The sequence below is a fragment of the Kitasatospora sp. NPDC005751 genome (assembly GCF_040630835.1).
Taxonomy (GTDB): domain Bacteria; phylum Actinomycetota; class Actinomycetes; order Streptomycetales; family Streptomycetaceae; genus Kitasatospora.
In genome coordinates this window covers 35,119-52,353 of record NZ_JBEXYC010000032.1, presented here as the reverse complement: position 1 = coordinate 52,353, position 17,235 = coordinate 35,119, and the positions used below count along the sequence as shown (strand labels likewise).

Sequence of the window (17,235 nt, the reverse complement as noted above, 5' to 3'; positions counted from 1 at the left end):
CGCCGCCTCCTCCCCGCCCGGAAGGACCTCATCTCCATGGCCGACCAGCCCGACCACCTCGTCCCCGCGCCCACCCCGCAGCAGGCCGGTGAAGCCTTCGGGGTGCCCGAGCACGAGGCGTCCCCGGTGGACGGGGGTGCGACGCTCGGCGAGCTGTTCGCCACCTGGGTGGCCCGCACGCCCGACGCGCCCGCGGTGACCGACGGCCGGCGCACCTGGAGCTACCGGGAGCTGGCGGCACGGGTCGACCTGCTGGCCGGGTACCTCGTGCGGCGCGGGGCCGGGCCGGAGCGGACGGTGGCACTGGTCCTGCCGCGCTCGATGGAGCTGATCGCGGCGGAGCTGGCCACCGCGAGGGCGGGCGCCGCCTTCCTGCCGGTCGATCCCGACTACCCCGCCGAGCGGCGCGCTCTCATGCTCGCCGACGCGGCGCCCGCGGTGACCCTGGACGACCCGGGCTTCGTGCGCGCCGTGCTGGACGCGGCGGACGGGGGAGGGAAGGGCCTTCCCCGGCCGGCGGTCGGTGCCGACCACGTCGCGTACGTGATCTACACCTCGGGCTCCACCGGGACGCCGAAGGGCGTGGCGGTCACCCATCGCGGCATCGGCGGGTTCACCGCGGCCGCCATCGAGCGGTACGCGGTGCGGGCCGGTGACCGGGTGCTGCAGTTCTCCTCGCCCAGCTTCGACGCCTCCGTCCTGGAGCTCTTCATCTCGGTGCTGTCCGGGGCCACACTCGTGGTGCCCCCGGGCGGCCCCTGGCTGGGCGACGAACTCGCCGCCGTCCTGGACGAGCACGGCATCACGCACGCCCTGATCCCGCCGGCCGCGCTGGCGACGCTGCCCGCCCCCGCTGCGGGCACCGCCCACCGGCTGCGCACACTGATCGTCGGGGCCGAGGCCTGCCCGCCCGCGCTCGTCGACCGCTGGGCGCCGGGCCGACGCATGATCAACTCCTATGGTCCGACCGAGGCCACCATCGTGGCCACCTGGACCGGGCCGCTCTCGGCCGGTGCCGGTACACCGACGATCGGCGGGGCCCTGCCGCACACCCGGGTGTACGTGCTGGACGCGGCGATGCGTCCGCAACCGGGTTCCTTGGAAGGCGAGTTGTACATCGGTGGCGAAGCGGTGGCGCGCGGCTACCTGAACCGCGCCGGGCTGACCGCCGCCCGCTTCGTCGCCGACCCGTTCGGAGAACCGGGCGCCCGGCTCTACCGCACCGGCGACCGGGCGCGCTGGAACGCCGAGGGAGAACTGGAGTTCCTCGGCCGGCTGGACCGGCAGGTGAAGCTCCGAGGCTTCCGGATCGAACCGGGCGAGATCGAGGCCGCCCTGCGGCGGGACACCGCCGTCGGGGAGGCCGTCGTCGTGGTCCGCGAGGACGAGCCGGGCCGCGAACGGCTGGTCGGCTACGTCACCCCGGCCGACCCGGAGCGGGCCCCCGACCCGGCGGAGCTGCGCACGAACCTGGCCGCCGCGCTGCCGGCCCAGCTGGTGCCGTCCGTCGTCGTCGTGCTGGCGGCGATGCCGCTCACCTCGCAGAACAAGATCGACCGGCGAGCGCTGCCCGCGCCCGTCCGCCCGGCGTCCGCCGACCGGGCGGCACCGCTCACCGCGCCGGAGCGCACCCTGGCCGCCATCTGGGCGGACGTGCTGGGCGCCGACACGGTCGGGGCGACGGACGACTTCTTCGAACTGGGCGGCGACTCGATCCTCGCCGCCCGCACCCTGGCCCGGATCAGGGACGAACTGGGCGTCCGGCTCACCCTGCGGGACGTCTTCACCGCACGCTCCGTGGCGGCCCTGGCCCCGCTGCTGGGCGGGCACCGCGCCGCCGCGCCGCCCGAGCCGATCCCGGCCGCCCCGCGCGGGGTGCCGCTGCCGCTGTCCAACGCCCAGCGACGGCTCTGGTTCCTCGACGACCTCACGGCCGGCGGGACGGAGTACAACACCGGCGTGGCCCTGCGGCTGCACGGCGCACCGGACCCCGAGGCGCTGAGCCGGGCCCTGCGGCGCCTGGTCGCCCGGCACGCCTCGCTGCGCACCACGTTCGACACGGTCGACGGGCAGGGCGTGCAGCGGATCGCGGAGCAGGCCGCCCTGCCGCTGCGCACGGCTGACCTCGGCGAGCTGCCCGCGGTGCGGCGCGCGGAGGCCGCCGAGCGGTTGCTGACCGACGAGCTGAGCCGCCCCTACGACCTGACGGGCGGCCCGCTGGCCCGGGCGCTGCTGGTGCGCCTGGCCCCCGACGAGCACCTGCTGCTGCTGGGGCAGCACCACGTCATCACCGACGGGTGGTCGGTGGGCGTCCTGGTCCGCGAACTGGCCGCGCTCTACCACGCGGAGGTCTCCGGCGAACCGGACGCGCTGCCCGTGCCGGCCCTCCAGTATCCCGACTTCGCCGTCTGGGAGCAGCGGCGTCAAGCCTCGAACGCGCAGGTCGCGGAGGACGCCGGGAGCCTCGGGTACTGGAAGCGCCACCTGTCCGGGCTGCAGCACCTGCACCTGCCCACCGACCGGCCGCGGCCCGCGGTGCGCACCACCTCCGGCGCCGCACACCGCCACCACCTGCCCGCGGACCTGGTGGCCCGGCTTCGGCACCTCGCCACCGGACGCGGCACGACGGTGTTCACCCTGTTCGCGGGGGCGTCCGCGCTGCTGTTCTCCCGCTACTCGGGACAGCGGGACGTGGCCTTCGGCACCGTCACCAACGGGCGGGAGCGCCGTGAGCTGGAGGATGTGACGGGCTTCTTCGCGAACACGGTCGTGCTGCGCGGTGACGTGGACGAGACGGTCACCGTCGACCGGTTCGTCGAGAACATGCGCACGACCGTGCTGGACGCCTTCGTCCACGCCGGGGTGCCCTTCGACCGGGTGGTCGAGGAGCTGGCCCCGCCCCGGGACCCCAGCCGCACCCCGCTGGTGCAGGTGCTCGTCGTCCAGCAGGCCCCCCTCGACCTGCCGGGCGCCGGCGGCCTGCGCCTCGAAGAACACCCGCTGCCGCGACCCGCCGCACGCTTCGACCTGGTCCTGGAGTTCTCCCCGGACGCCGGGGGCGGCTGCGTCCTGACCGTCGAGTACAACACGGACCTCTTCGAGGCCCCGACCGTGGCCCGGATGTCCCGCCACCTGCACCGACTGCTGGCGGCGATGGCGGACGGCCCGCAGCTGCGGCTGGCCGAACTGCCGATGCTCTCGGAGCAGGAGCGGTGCACCCTGATCGACTCGTGGAACCCGCCCGCGCGCACCGGGCCCACCACCGCGGAGGTCGCCCTGCCCGAGCTGTTCGAGGCGCAGGCGGCCCGCACCCCCGAGCGGACCGCCGTGGTCTGCGACGCGGTGCGACTGGACTACGCCCAGGTGAACCGGCGTGCCAACCGCCTCGCCCGGCTGCTGGTCTCCCGGGGCGCGGGCCCGGAGAAGCTGGTCGCGCTCTGCCTCCCCCGCTCCGCCGAGCTGCCCTCGGCGCTCTGGGCGGTGCTGAAGTCGGGCGCGGGGTACCTCCCGCTGGACCCGGGCTATCCGGCCGAGCGCATCCGGCTGATGCTCGACGACGCCGAGCCGGTGCTCGTCGTCGCCACCCGGCAGACGGCCGCCGCGCTGCCGGAGGGCTGCGAGCCCCTGATCCTCGACGAGCTCGCCGACGCCCCGGGCAGGGACGAAGCCGATCTGACGGATGCCGACCGGCTCGGGCCGCTGGCGCCGGACCACCCGGCCTACGTCATCTACACCTCCGGGTCCACCGGCCGCCCCAAGGGTGTGGTGGTCGCCCACCGCACGGTCGTCGCGCTCGCCGGCTGGGCGGGGGAGCGGTTCGGTCCGGGCGGCTTGGACCACGTGATCGCCGCCACCTCGCTCAACTTCGACGTGTCGGTCTTCGAACTGCTCTGCCCCCTGCTGGCGGGCGGGAGCGTCGAGGTGGTCGCCGACCTGCCCGCCCTCGCCGACACGCCCGGCCGGCGGCAGGTCGGGCTGGTCAGCGGCGTGCCCTCGGTGATCTCCCGCCTGCTCGCCGGCGGCGGGGCCCCGGTGGAGGCGCGGACCGTCGTGCTGGCCGGTGAGGCCCTCCCGGCCCAGGTGGTGCGCGACCTGCGGGAGGTCATGCCCGGGTGCGAGATCGCCAATCTCTACGGCCCCACCGAGGCCACCGTGTACGCCACCGCCTGGTTCGCGGGCGACGGGCTGCCGGAGCAGGCACCGCCGATCGGCAGGCCGCTCGCGCTGACCCGCGGCTACGTCCTCGACGACGCGCTGCGCCCGCAGCCTCCGGGCGTGGTCGGCGAGTTGTACCTCGGTGGCGGCGGCCTGGCGCGCGGCTACCTCGGCCGCCCGGGCCTGACCGCCGCCCGGTTCGTGGCCGACCCGTACGGCGCGCCGGGGCAGCGGATGTACCGCACCGGGGACCTGGCCCGCTGGAGCCCCGAGGGTGAGCTGGAGTACGTCGGCCGGATCGACCAGCAGGTCAAGGTCCGCGGCTTCCGGATCGAACTGGGGGAGGTGGAGGAGGCACTGCGCGGCTGCGAGGGCGTGGCGCAGGCAGCCGCCGCCGTCCGCGAGAGCGAGGGCACCCGGCGCCTGGTCGGCTACGTCGTCCCCGTCCCGGGAGGCCGCACGGAGCCCGAAGCCGTACGCCGGGAGCTCGCTCTCACGCTGCCCGACTACCTCGTCCCCTCGGCGGTCCTGGTGCTGGCGACCCTCCCGCTCAACCCCAACGGCAAGCTCGACCGCGGCCGGCTGCCCGCTCCGGGACCGGCCCCGCGCGCCGTGGGCCACGTCGAGCCCCGCTCTCCCAGCGAGCGGGCCTTCGCCGCCATCTGGGCGGACGTCCTCCAGGTGGAGCGGGTCGGCGCGGAGGACAACTTCTTCCAGCTCGGCGGCGACTCCATCCTGAGCATCCAGGTGGTCGCCCGCGCCCGGCAGTCCGGCCTGCCGGTGACCTCCCGGGACGTCTACCAGCACCAGACGGTCGCCGCGCTCGCCCGCTGCGCGGACGCCGCCGACCGGTCGCGGCCGACCGCCCCCGCCGTGGTCGCCGCCACCGGCGAGAGCCCCCTGACGCCCATCCAGCACTGGTGGTTCGACGCGGGCGCCGAACGCGTCGGCCACTTCGCCCAGGCGCTGTCCGTCCGGCTGCCCGAGGACCTGGACCCGGCGGCGCTGGAGGACGCGCTGAACGACCTGGTCGCTCACCACGACGCCCTGCGCTCATCGTTCGGGGCCGCCGACGGCGCGGACCCGCGCTGGCGGATCGACGAGCAGACCCGCCGGGTCGCCCTGGCCCGCCACAGCGGCCCGGACACCGACACCCCGCACTTCGGCCCCTTCGACCTGCGCCAGGGGCCGCAGCTGCGCGCCGTGCTGCACGAGCGCGGGGCCGGCCGCCCGCCCGTCCTGCACCTGGCCGTGCACCACCTGGTGGTGGACGGCGTCTCCTGGCGGGTGCTCCTGGAGGACCTCGACCGGGCCTACCGGGCCCGCCGCGACGGCGGCGACGGAGCGGCGGCGCTGCCCGCCAAGTCCTCGCCGCTGCGGCAGTGGGCCCAGCGGCTGCACGCGCACGCCGCCGACGGCGGCTTCGACGACGAGCGGGGCTACTGGGCGCGAGCCCTCCCGGACCGCGCGGACCCGCTCCCGGCCGACCTGGCGGGCGCCGACACCTACGCCTCGGCCCGCTCGGTGACCGTGCGCCTGAGCGCCGCCGACACCGCCGTCCTGCTGCGCACCCTGCCCGAGACCTACCGCACCCAGGTCAACGACGTGCTGCTGAGCGCTCTCGGCCGGGTCCTGTGCGGGTGGAGCGGGCAGGACCGGGTGGTGGTCGACGTCGAGGGGCACGGGCGGGAGGAACTCTTCCCCGACCTCGACATCAGCCGTACCGTCGGCTGGTTCACCACCCGGCACCCCGTCGCCCTCGCCGTTCCGGCGCAGGCGGACTGGGACGCGGTCCTCAAGCAGGTCAAGGAGCAGCTGCGGGCCGTTCCCCGGCACGGCCTGGGCCACGACGTGCTTGACCGGCTGGGCCGGATCGGGACGGCGCGGGGCGCGGCGGCGCAGGTCAGCTTCAACTACCTGGGGCGCATCGCGTTCCCGGACGGCCCGGACGGCCTGTACCGGGGCACCTTCCGCCCGCTGGAGCTGGACGCCGACCCCCTGGTCGAGCGCCCGCACGCCCTGGAGGTCGTCGGACGCCTCGACGGTGACGCGCTGGAGTTCAGCTGGTTCTACTCCGACCAGCGGTACCTGCCCTCCACCGTCGAGGCGCTGGCCGGACGGTTCGCCACCGCGCTGGCCGACCTCGCCCGGCACGCGGCCCGGCCGGGCGCGGGCGGCCGCACGCCGTCCGACTTCCCGCTCGTCCGGCTCGACCAGGCCGCCGTGGACCGCGTCGTGGGAGCCGAGCCGGGCGCCGTGGAGGACGTCCTGCCGCTGACGCCGACCCAGACCGGCATGCTCTTCCACGCCCTCTCCCAGGCCGACAGCGCCGCCTACTTCCAGCAGCTGACCTTCGTCCTGGAGGGCGTACCCGACCCGGACCGGCTGGCCGCCGCCTGGCAGCGGGTGACCGGGCGCAGCGCGGTGCTGCGCGGCCGCGTCCGGTGGCAGGGCGTGCCCGAGCCGTTGCTGGTGGTGGAACGCCGCGCCCCCGTCCCGGTCACCGGCCTGGACTGGCGCGAGCTGACCGAGGAGGAGCGCCGCGAGCGGCTGGCCGACCTGCTGGACCGCGACCGCGCGACCGGCATCGACCTTGCCCAGGCGCCGCTCCAGCGCCTGGTGCTCGCACGGGTCTCGGAGACCGGGGTGCGCGTGGTCTGGTCCTTTCACCACCTGATCCTGGACGGCTGGAGCCTGTTCCAGGTGCTGTCGGACGTCTTCGCCTGCCACGCGGCGCTCTGCGCGGCGGGGCCGGACGCTCCGGACGTCCTCGACGGCCTCGACGTCCCGGACGGGACGGCGCAGCGCCCTCCCTACCGCGACTACCTGGCCTGGCTGCGCGAGCGCGACTGGGACCAGGCCGAGCAGCACTGGCGGGAGCGCCTCGGCGGCCTGACCGAGGCGACGCCGCTGCCCTGGGACCGCGAGCCGCGCGAGAGCCACCACGCGGAGTCCGGCCAGGCCGTGCGGGTGAGCGTGCCCGCGTCCGCCACCCGGGCCCTGGAAGGTTTCGCGAAGACCACCGGCCTCACCCTGAACACCCTGGTCCAGGGCGCCTGGGCGCTGCTGCTGGGGCGTCAGTCAGGCCGTGACGAGGTGGTGTTCGGCACCACGGTGTCCGGCCGGCCGGCCGAGCTGCCCGGTGCCGAGGCGATGACCGGCCTCTTCATCGCGACGCTGCCCACCCGCGCGGCGGTGCCGGCGGTCGGCACGCTGGTCGACTGGCTGCGCCGGCTCCAGTGGGAGCAGAACGAGGACCGGCGCTTCGACTTCGTGCCACTGACCCGGATGCGGACGTTCACCGGCCTTCCCGAGCGGACCGCCCTGTTCGACAGCATCGTCGTCTTCGAGAACTACCCGGTGGACGACGAACTCGCCGCCGCCCACGGCCTGCGCCTGAGCGGCCTGGAGGGTGTCGAGACCACCAACTACCCCTTGAGCCTGGTGGCCTACCCGGGCCCTGAGCTGGCGCTGCGGCTCTGCTACGACCCGGAGCTGTTCGACGCCGCCACGGCTCGGCGGATGGCCGAGTACCTCACCGTCCTGCTGGCGGGTATGCCCGACGGCGCCCAGCGTCCGCCCGCCCGGCTGCCGCTGCTGAGCGCGGAGCGCCGCGCCCAGGTGCTCCACGCCTGGAACGACACCGCCACCGACCTGCCCGAACGCAGCGTCGCCGAGCTGTTCGCCGAACAGGTGCGCCGCACGCCCGACGCCGTCGCGCTGGAAGCCGGCGACGAGCGACTCAGCTACCGGGAGCTCGACGCCCGCGCCGCCGCCCTGGCGCGCCGGCTGACCGCGCTCGGCGTCCGGGTCGAACGCCCGGTCGGCGTGCTGATGAACCGTTCGGTGTGGCTGATCGTCGCCCAACTGGCACTGGTCCGCACCGGCGGGGTGTACGTGCCGCTGGACGGGCGGGCGCCGCGCGAGCGGCTGCGCCGGACGCTGGCCGAGGCCGGCGCCGGGCTGGTGCTCACCGACGCCGACTGGGAGCCGACGGCGCGCGACCTGTGCCCCGGCGACGGCGTGCTGCGCCCGGACGAGCCGACGCCCGACGCGGCCGCCGAGGGCCGGCCCGATCAGGACGGTCCGGCGGTCCACCCCGACAACCTCCAGTACCTGATGTTCACCTCCGGCTCGACGGGCACGCCCAAGGGCGTCGCGGTGCGCCAGCGCGATGTCGCCGCGCTCGCCCTGGGCCGTGCCTTCACCGGCCACGACCGGGTGCTCGTGCACTCCCCGCACGCGTTCGACGCCTCCACCTACGAGGTGTGGGTGCCCCTGCTGCGCGGCGGCACGGCCGTGCTGGCCCCTCCGGTGGAACTGGACGCGGCCGTGGTCCGGCGCGCCGTCACCGAGCAGGGTGTGCGCCACCTCTGGCTGACCGCCGGCCTCTTCCGCCTCCTCGCCCAGGAGGACCCCGGCTGCCTGCGCGGCGCCCGGGAAGTGTGGACCGGTGGCGAGGCCGTGCCGGGCGCGGTGGTCCGCCGGGTCCTGGAGGCGTGCCCCGACCTGACCGTGGTCGACGGCTACGGTCCGACCGAGACGACCACCTTCGCCACCCGCCGGGTCTTCCGCGCCGGTGAGCCGCTGTCCGCGGTGCTGCCCATCGGACGCCCGCTGGACAACACCCGCGTCTACCTGCTCGACGACGCGCTCCAGCCGCAACCGCCCGGCATCGTGGGAGAGCTGTACATCGCCGGCGCCGGGCTCGCCCGGGGCTACGCCGGCCGGCCCGGCGAGACCGCCACCCGTTACCTGGCCGACCCGTTCGGGCCGCCGGGGGAGCGGATGTACCGCACCGGTGACACCGCGCGCTGGAGCGACGACGGCGAACTGCACTTCGTGGGGCGGGCGGACGACCAGATCAAGGTCCGCGGGTTCCGCATCGAACCCGCCGAGATCGAGGCGCGCCTCACCGACCACCCGGACGTCGCCGAGGCGGTCGTCTCGCTCCACCAGGTGGGCGGCCGCAAGCGGCTGGCCGCCCACCTGGTGCCGGCCGAAGGCGCCGCGGCGCCGTCCGCCACGGCCCTGCGCAGCCACCTGGCGGCCGACCTGCCCGACTACATGCTGCCCGCCGCGTTCGTCACGGTGCCCGAGCTGCCCCTGACGGCCAACGGCAAGGTCGACCGGCGCCGGCTGCCCGCCCCCGACTGGGCGGCGTCCGGAGACAGCGCCTACCGGGCACCGGCCACCGGGACCGAACAGGTGCTCGCCGCGATCTGGGCGGAGCTGCTCGGCGTGAACCGGGTCGGCGTCGACGACGACTTCTTCATGCTGGGCGGCGACTCGATCCTGAGCATCCAGGTCGTCTCGCGGGCCCGGGCAGCGGGGCTCGCGCTGACCCCCCGCGACCTGTTCCGGTTCCCCACCGTCGCCGCACTGGCCGTCATGACCGGCACGGCGGGCTCCGTCGCCGGCACCGAGCCGGTGAGCGGCGAGGTCGCCCTCGCGCCGATCCAGCACTGGTACCTCGACCCCCGCCCGCCGCAGGCCGGCTTCTTCAACCAGAGCGTGGTCGTGGAGACCCCCGGCCAGGTCGACCCGGACGTGCTGCGCCGCGCCCTGACGGCCCTCTGGGCGCACCACGACGCGCTGCGGTCACGCTTCACCGCCGAGCCGGACGGCGGCGTCCGCCAGCACTGCGCCCCGGCGGACGCCCCCGCGCCCGAGCTGCTCGAAGTCTGCGACCTGGCCGGCCTGGAGCCGGGCGCGGCCGAGCGGGCCGAGGCCCTGGCCACCGCGGCGGCGCACGAAGGGTTCCGGCTGGAGACCGGCCCGCTGCTCACCGCCCGCCTGTTCACCACTGGCGGCACCGGGCCCGCCCGGCTGCTGCTGGCCGTGCACCACCTGGTGGTCGACGGGGTCTCCTGGCGGGTGCTGCTGGAGGACCTGGAGACCGCCTACCGGCAGGCCGCGGCCGGTCGGCCGCTGCGCCTGCCCGCCCGGACGAGCTCGTTCCAGGAATGGACGCGCCGGTTGCGCGAGCACACGGCGAGCGGCGGGTTCGCCGGCCGGCGTGCCCACTGGACGGCGGTCGCCCGGCACAGCGCGGCGCCGCTGCCGGTGGACAGCGAGGGCGGCAACACCGCGGCCGACGTGCGCGCGGTGACGGTCCGGCTGGACCGGGAACGCACCGACGAACTGCTGCGCAAGGTCCCCGGGGCCTACCGGACCCGGATCGACGACGTCCTGCTCACCGCGCTCGGCCGGGTCGTCGCCCGATGGACCGGGCGGGACACCGTCGCCGTCGGGCTGGAGGGGCACGGGCGCGAGGACCAGTTCTTCGAGGACATCGATCTGTCCCGCACGGTCGGCTGGTTCACCACGCTCTTCCCCGTCGCCCTCCGGGTGCCCGAGGGGGACTGGGGCACCGCGCTCAAGTCCGTGAAGGAGCAGCTGCGCGCGGTGCCCGACCGGGGTTTGGGCTACGGCGCGCTGCGCCACCTCGCCCAGGACGCCCAGCTGGTCGGTGCGGCGACTCCCGGCATCAGCTTCAACTACCTGGGCCGGTTCGACTGGTCGGACGAGGGTGCCGCGCTGGTGCGCGCGGTCCCCGGCGGGCTCGACGGCGCGCAGGCGCCCGGCGCGGTGCGCCCGCACCTGCTCGACGTAGTGGCCCGCGTCCAGGACGACCACCTGGAGATCAGCTGGTACTACAGCGCCGGCCGCCACCACGAGCGGACCGTGGCCTCGCTGGCGGACGGCATGGTGACCGCGCTGGAAGGCATCGTCGCCCACTGCGTGGACCCGGACGCCGGCGGCCGAACCCCCGCGGACTTCCCGCTGGCCCGTCTGGACCAGGCGGCCGTCGACCGGATCGTGGGGGACGGGCGCGACGTGGCGGACGTCTACCCGCTCACGCCGATGCAGGCCGGCATGCTCTTCCACAGCCTGCTCGAACCGGACGGCCGCACCTACCTCAACCAGGTGCAGCTGGTGCTGTCCGGGGTCACCGACCCGCACGCCCTGGCCGAGGCGTGGCAGCGGACCGCGGACGCCAACCCGATCCTGCGCACCCGGCTGACCTGGGAGGAGAGCGCCGAGCCGCACCAGGTCGTCCAGCAGTGGGCCGCCGTGCCGGTGGCCCACCACGACTGGTCGCAGTGGCCGGCCGACCGGATCGAGCGCGAGACGGCCCGTCTGGTCGCCGAGGACCGGCAGGCGGGCCTCGACCTGCGCACGGCGCCGCTGATGCGGCTCGCCCTGATCCGGCTGTCACCGACCCGGGTGCGGATGGTGTGGACCTTCCACCACGTCCTGCTGGACGGGTGGAGCGCGGCCCAGGTCTTCGACGAGGTGTGCGAGCGGTACGACGCCCTCACCACCGGGCGCCCGCCGGCGGCGCCCGAGCGGGCTCCCTTCGGCCACTACCTGGGCTGGCTGGCCGGGCAGGACCCCGCCCGGGCCGAGCGGCACTGGCGCGAGGCCCTCGCCGGATTCCCGGCCGCCACCCCGCTGCCCCGGGACCGGTGGCCCGTCGAGGCCCACCGTGCCTCCTCCGGCGCGTCGGTGCGCGTGGCGCTCGACGACGACCTGTCGCCGCGGCTGCGCGAGACGGCGCAACAGGCGGGGCTGACCGTCAACACGGTGCTGCAGGGTGCCTGGGCGCTCCTGCTCGCGCGCTGCGGCGGCGGCGACGACGTGGTGTTCGGCACCATCGTCTCCGGTCGGCCTGCCGAACTCCCCGGCGTGACCTCGATGGTGGGGCTGTTCATCAACACGCTGCCCACCCGGGTGCGGATCGAGGGACAGCGCCCGCTACGGGAGTGGCTGCGTGCTCTGCAGGCCGCCCAGTCGGAGGACCGGCGCCACGGCTTCGTCTCGCTGGCGCAGCTGCAGACCTGGAGCGAGGTGCCCGGCGGGACCAGCCTGTTCGACAGCATCGTGGTCTTCGAGAACTACCCGTTCGACGAGGACGCGGTGAACCGTTACGGCCTGGCCGTCGAGGCCGAACGCGACGTGGAGCCCACCAACTACCCGCTGTGCGTGGTGGTGGTGCCCGGCGAGGCGCTGTCGGTCAGCCTCGAGTACGACCCGGCCGCCTTCGACGCGGCGACCGTCGAGGCGCTCGGGGCGGGCCTGGCGACGCTGCTCACGGCGATCGCGGCGGACCTCGAACAGTCGCCGGCCGACGTGCCGTTGCCGGACCCGCCGCGCGGGCGCGCGGCCCTCGAACGGCTCGCGGCGGCGGTGGCTCCGGCGCCGGGGGGAACCCTGTCCGAGCCGCCGCGGGCCACCCCGGCCGCGGCCGGCGACCGGCCCTCGCGCACCGGCACCGAGCGGCTGCTCGCCGCGATCTGGTCCGAGGTCCTCGGTGTGCCCGACGTGGGCCCGGACGACAACTACTTCGCGCTCGGCGGCGACTCGATCCTGGGGATCCAGATCGTCTCGGCCGCCCGCCGGGCCGGGCTCGCGCTGACCCCCCGGCACCTGTTCTCGCACCAGACACTGGCCGAACTCGCCCTGGCCGCCGAGGAGGCGCCGGTCGCGGCGGTCGTCGCCGAGCAGGGCGCGGTGGTGGGCGAGGTTCCGCTCACCCCCGTCCAGCACTGGCTGTTCGACACCCTGGGCGGTGACGCCCGCTTCACCCAGGGGGTCTCCTACCAGCTCGCGGCGGACGCCGACGAGACCCTGCTGCGCGCGGCCCTGACCGCCGTGCTGGCCCACCACGACGCGCTGAGCCTCCGGTTCGAGCCGACCGGCCCCGGTCAGTGGCGCCAGTACGGAGCCGCCCCCGGCGGCGCGCCGGTCAGCCTGCGGGTGCACGACCTGCCCGCCGGTGAGCCGCGGGTCCTCGCGGCGGCGCTGCGGGAGGCCGCCGCCGACCTGGCGGACGGCTTCGACCTGGGCAGCGGGCCACTGCTGCGCGCCGCGCTGTGCCGCTTCGACGGCGCGGCGCACCCGGTCCTGCTGCTGGCCGCGCACCACCTGGTGGTGGACGCCGTCTCCTGGCGGCTGATCCTGGAGGACCTGGAGCGCGCCTATCGCGCCCTGGGCGAAGGTCGGACGCCCGACCTCGGGGCCAAGAGCACCTCGTTCCAGGCCTGGGCCCGCCGGCTCGCCGCGCACACCGCGGCCGGCGGCTTCGACGACGAACTCGTCCACTGGCAGGGCCTCGACGACGGGGACGGCGCGATCGTGCTGCCGAGGGACCTCGACGGCGCCAACACGGGGGCCGTCGAGGAGGCGCTGACCGTCGGCCTGGACGCCGAGGAGACCCGCCGGCTGCTCCAGGACGTGCCGGACGTCTACCGGACCCGGGTCAACGACGTCCTGCTCTGCGCCCTGGGCCGCGTGCTGTCCCGCTGGACCGGCCGGGACCGGGTGGTGGTGGCCCTGGAGGGCCACGGCCGGGAGGAGCTGTTCGACGACGTCGACCTCGCCCGGACCGTCGGCTGGTTCACCACGATGTACCCCGTCGCCCTGGAGGTGCCCCCGGACGCGGACACCGGTGGCGCGCTGAAGGCGGTCAAGGAGAGCCTGCGCGCGGTGCCGCGCGGCGGACTCGGCTACGGCGCGCTTCGCCACCTGCGGCCCGCCGGGGGACCGCCGCTGCCGGAGCTGCCGCGGATCGGCTTCAACTACCTGGGGCGCCAGGACCGGAACCACCCACCGGGCGGTCTGCTGCACGCGCCGTCCGGCCCGCTCGGCGGCGGTATGGACCCCTCGGCCGAGCGGCCGCACCTCCTCGACGTCCTCGGGCAGGTGAGCGAGGGGCGGCTGGGGTTCACCTGGTCGTACTCCCGGGAGGTGCACCGGCGGGAGACCGTCGCCCGGCTGGCGGCCGAACTGGCCGACGAGCTGCGGGCGATCATCCGCCACTGCGCCGAGCCCGGCGCCGGGGGCCGCACGCCCTCCGACTTCCCGCTGGCTCCGCTGGACCAGCCGGCCGTCGACCGGCTGGCGGGCACCGGGCGGGAGGTGGTGGAGATCTACCCGCTCACGCCGACCCAGACCGGCATGGTCGTGCACGGCCTCGACGAGGCGGGGAGCGGCCTCTACGTCGAGCAGCTCACCTTCGTGCTGGACGGCGCCCGCGACCCGCGACTGCTGGCCGCCGCCTGGCAGCACGTGGTCGACCGCACACCGGTGCTGCGCACCTCCGTGGTGCTGCACGACGTGCCCGTACCCCTTCAGGTGGTGCACCGGCAGGCGACCCTGCCCGTCACCGAGCACGACTGGAGCGCCGTGGCGCCCGAGCGGCTCGGGACGGAGCTGGAACTGTTCCTCGCCGAGCGGCGGGGCCGCCCGCTGGGCCTGGACCGGGCCCCGCTGCTGCGGCTCGACCTGGTCCGGCTCGGCCCGGACGCGGTGCGGGTGGTGTGGACCTTCCACCACGTCCTGCTGGACGGGTGGAGCGTCTTCCAGGTCCTGTCGGACGTGCTGGCCGCCCACGCGGCGCTCGCCCGCGGCGAGCGGCCGAGTCTGCCCGAGCGCCGGCCCTTCGCGGACTACGCGGGCTGGCTGGCCGGCCGCGACACCGGCCGGGCGGCGGACCACTGGCGGGGCGCCCTGGCGGACCTCGCCACGCCCACCGCGCTGCCCTACGACCGCAGGCCCGGTCAGGACGCGACGGCCTGCTCCGGGGTCTGGCTGTCGCAGCGGCTCGGCGCGGCCGAGACCCACCGCCTCCAGGAGTTCGCCCGTCGCCACCGCCTCACCCTGAACACCCTGGTCCAGGGGGCCTGGGCGTTGCTGCTCTCGCGCTGGAGCGGCCAGTCGCAGGTGTGCTTCGGCACCACCGTCTCCGGGCGGCCGGCCGACCTGGTCGGCGCGGACACCATCATCGGCCTCTTCATCACCACGCTGCCCGCCCGCGTCACCGTCGACGGCGGCGCGAGCTGCGACGGGTGGCTGCGCGCGGTGCAGGAGGCCCGGGCCGAGGACCGCCGGTTCGACCACCTGCCGCTGAGCGAGATCCAGGCCCTCAGCGAACTGCCGCCCGGCACGGCGATGTTCGACAGTCTGATCGTGTTCGAGAACTACCCGGTGGGCGATGCGACGGCCGGCGCGCACGGACTGCTGATCCGCGACCTGGAGGCCCGGGAGGCCACCAACTACCCGCTCACCGTGGTGGTTTCACCCGGTGACCGGCTCAGTGTGGAACTCGGCTACGACCCGCGGTACTTCGATCCCGGCACGGCCGGCTCGCTGGCCGCCCAGCTGCTGCACACGCTGTCCGCGCTGGCCGCCTCGGACGGCGCCGGCCGGCTGGACGACATCGACGTGCTGCCGCCCAGGGAGCGGACCCGGCTGCTGCACGGGCCGGTGCGACCGCCGCTCGACCCGGCGCCCCGGGCCACGCTGCCCGCCCTGGTGGAGGCCGCCGTGGACCGCCGGCCGGACGCACCGGCGCTGGCCGCCCCGGGCCTGGAGCTGTCCTTCGCCGAGGTCGAGGCGCACGCCAACCGGCTGGCGCACCGGCTCATCGCGCGCGGCGCCGGTCCCGGCGAGCTGGTGGCGCTGCTGCTGCCGCGCTCGGCGGACATGGTGCTGGCCCAGCTCGCGGTGGCGAAGACCGGCGCCGCGTTCCTGCCGGTCGACCCCACCTATCCGGACGAACGGGTCGAGCTGATGCTGCGCGACGCGGCTCCCGCGCTCACCCTCGATGCCAAGGAGGTGGCCGGCCTGCTGGCCGCGCCGGCGGACGGCACGCCCGACCGCCGGCCCACCGACGCCGACCGCAGCCGCCCGCTGGACCTGGACGACCCGGCCTACGTGATCTACACCTCCGGCTCCACCGGTACCCCCAAGGGCGTCGTCCTCACCCACCGCGGGCTCGCGGTGTTCGCCGCGGCCGAGGCCGAGCACTACCAAGTGGCCCCGGGGGACCGGGTGCTGGCCTTCGCCACCCCCAGCTTCGACGCCTCCGTGCTCGAACTGTGCATGTCCCTCCCGCACGGAGCCCGGCTGGTGGTCCCCGCTCCCGGTCCGCTGCTCGGCACCTCGCTCGCCCAGGTGCTGCGGGAGGAGCGGATCACCCATACCCTGCTGCCCCCGGCCGCCCTGGCCACCCTGCCGCCCGGCACCCCGGGCACGCTGCCGGACCTCAAGACGCTGGTGGTCGGCGCCGACGCGTGCAGCGCCGACCTGGTGGCCCGGTGGGCCCCGCGGCACCGCATGGTCAACTCCTACGGGCCCACCGAGGCCACCGTCGTCGCCACCTGGTCCGCGCCGCTGGAGCCGGACGGCGCCGCGCCGCCCATCGGCCGCCCGCTGCCCGCCACCGGGGCCTACGTCCTGGACGCGCGGCTGCGGCCGGTGGCCGACGGCGTGCCCGGCGAACTGTGGCTGAGCGGACCGGCCCTGGCCCGCGGCTACCTGGGCCGGCCGGGGCTGACCGCGGCGCGGTTCACGGCCGACCCGTTCGGTCCGCCCGGCACCCGGATGTACCGCACCGGCGACCGGGTGCGCCGCGACTCCCGAGGCGAGCTGCACTACCTGGGCCGCACGGACCACCAGCTCAAGCTGCGCGGACACCGGATCGAGGCGGGCGAGGTCGAGGCGGTCCTGGTGCGCCACCCGTCCGTCCTGGACGCCGTGGTGAGCGTGCGGGAGGACGAGCCGGGGCAGCCTCGCCTGGTCGCCCACCTGCTCGCGGGCCCCGGCGGCGACGCGCCGTCCGGCGCCGAGCTGCGCGCGCTGGCCGCCCGCTCCCTGCCGGGCTACATGGTCCCCTCGGCGTTCGCGGTCCTGGACGCCTTCCCGCTCACCGAGAGCGGCAAGACCGACCGGACGGCCCTGCCCGTGCCCGCCCCCGTCGAGTGGGGGCAGGCCGGCCACGTGGCGCCCCGCACGCCCACGGAGGAGGCGGTGGCGGCCATCTGGGAGGAGAGCCTGCGGACGGCCGTGGGCGTGGAGGACGACTACTTCCTGCTGGGCGGCGACTCGATGCGCGCCCTGCTGATCGCCTCCCGCGCCAACGACGCCTTCGGCGTCACGCTCACCCCCCGCGACATCCTGGTCTCCCGCACCGTGGCCGCCCTGGCGGAGCTGGTGGAGGAGCAGGTGCTGAGCGAGCTCGAAGACGCCGCGTACGGCGGCCCCGACGACGACGACGAACGGTGAGGACCCGAC

Annotated in this window: 1 protein-coding gene; it reads left to right on the top strand. The window is 75.9% G+C overall.

Going from position 1 to position 17,235, the window contains the following annotated elements; genetic code table 11:
* Positions 1-36 precede the first annotated feature (36 nt).
* Entirely contained in the window at positions 37-17,226 is a 17,190-nt protein-coding gene (locus ABZ497_RS24840; RefSeq protein ID WP_359808351.1) for a non-ribosomal peptide synthase/polyketide synthase, read from the top strand.
* Positions 17,227-17,235 lie beyond the last annotated feature (9 nt).

Coding starts and splice junctions, on each gene's coding strand:
- ABZ497_RS24840 (WP_359808351.1), top strand. CDS start 37: ATGGCCGACCAGCCCGACCACCTCGTCCCCGCGCCCACCCCGCAGCAG.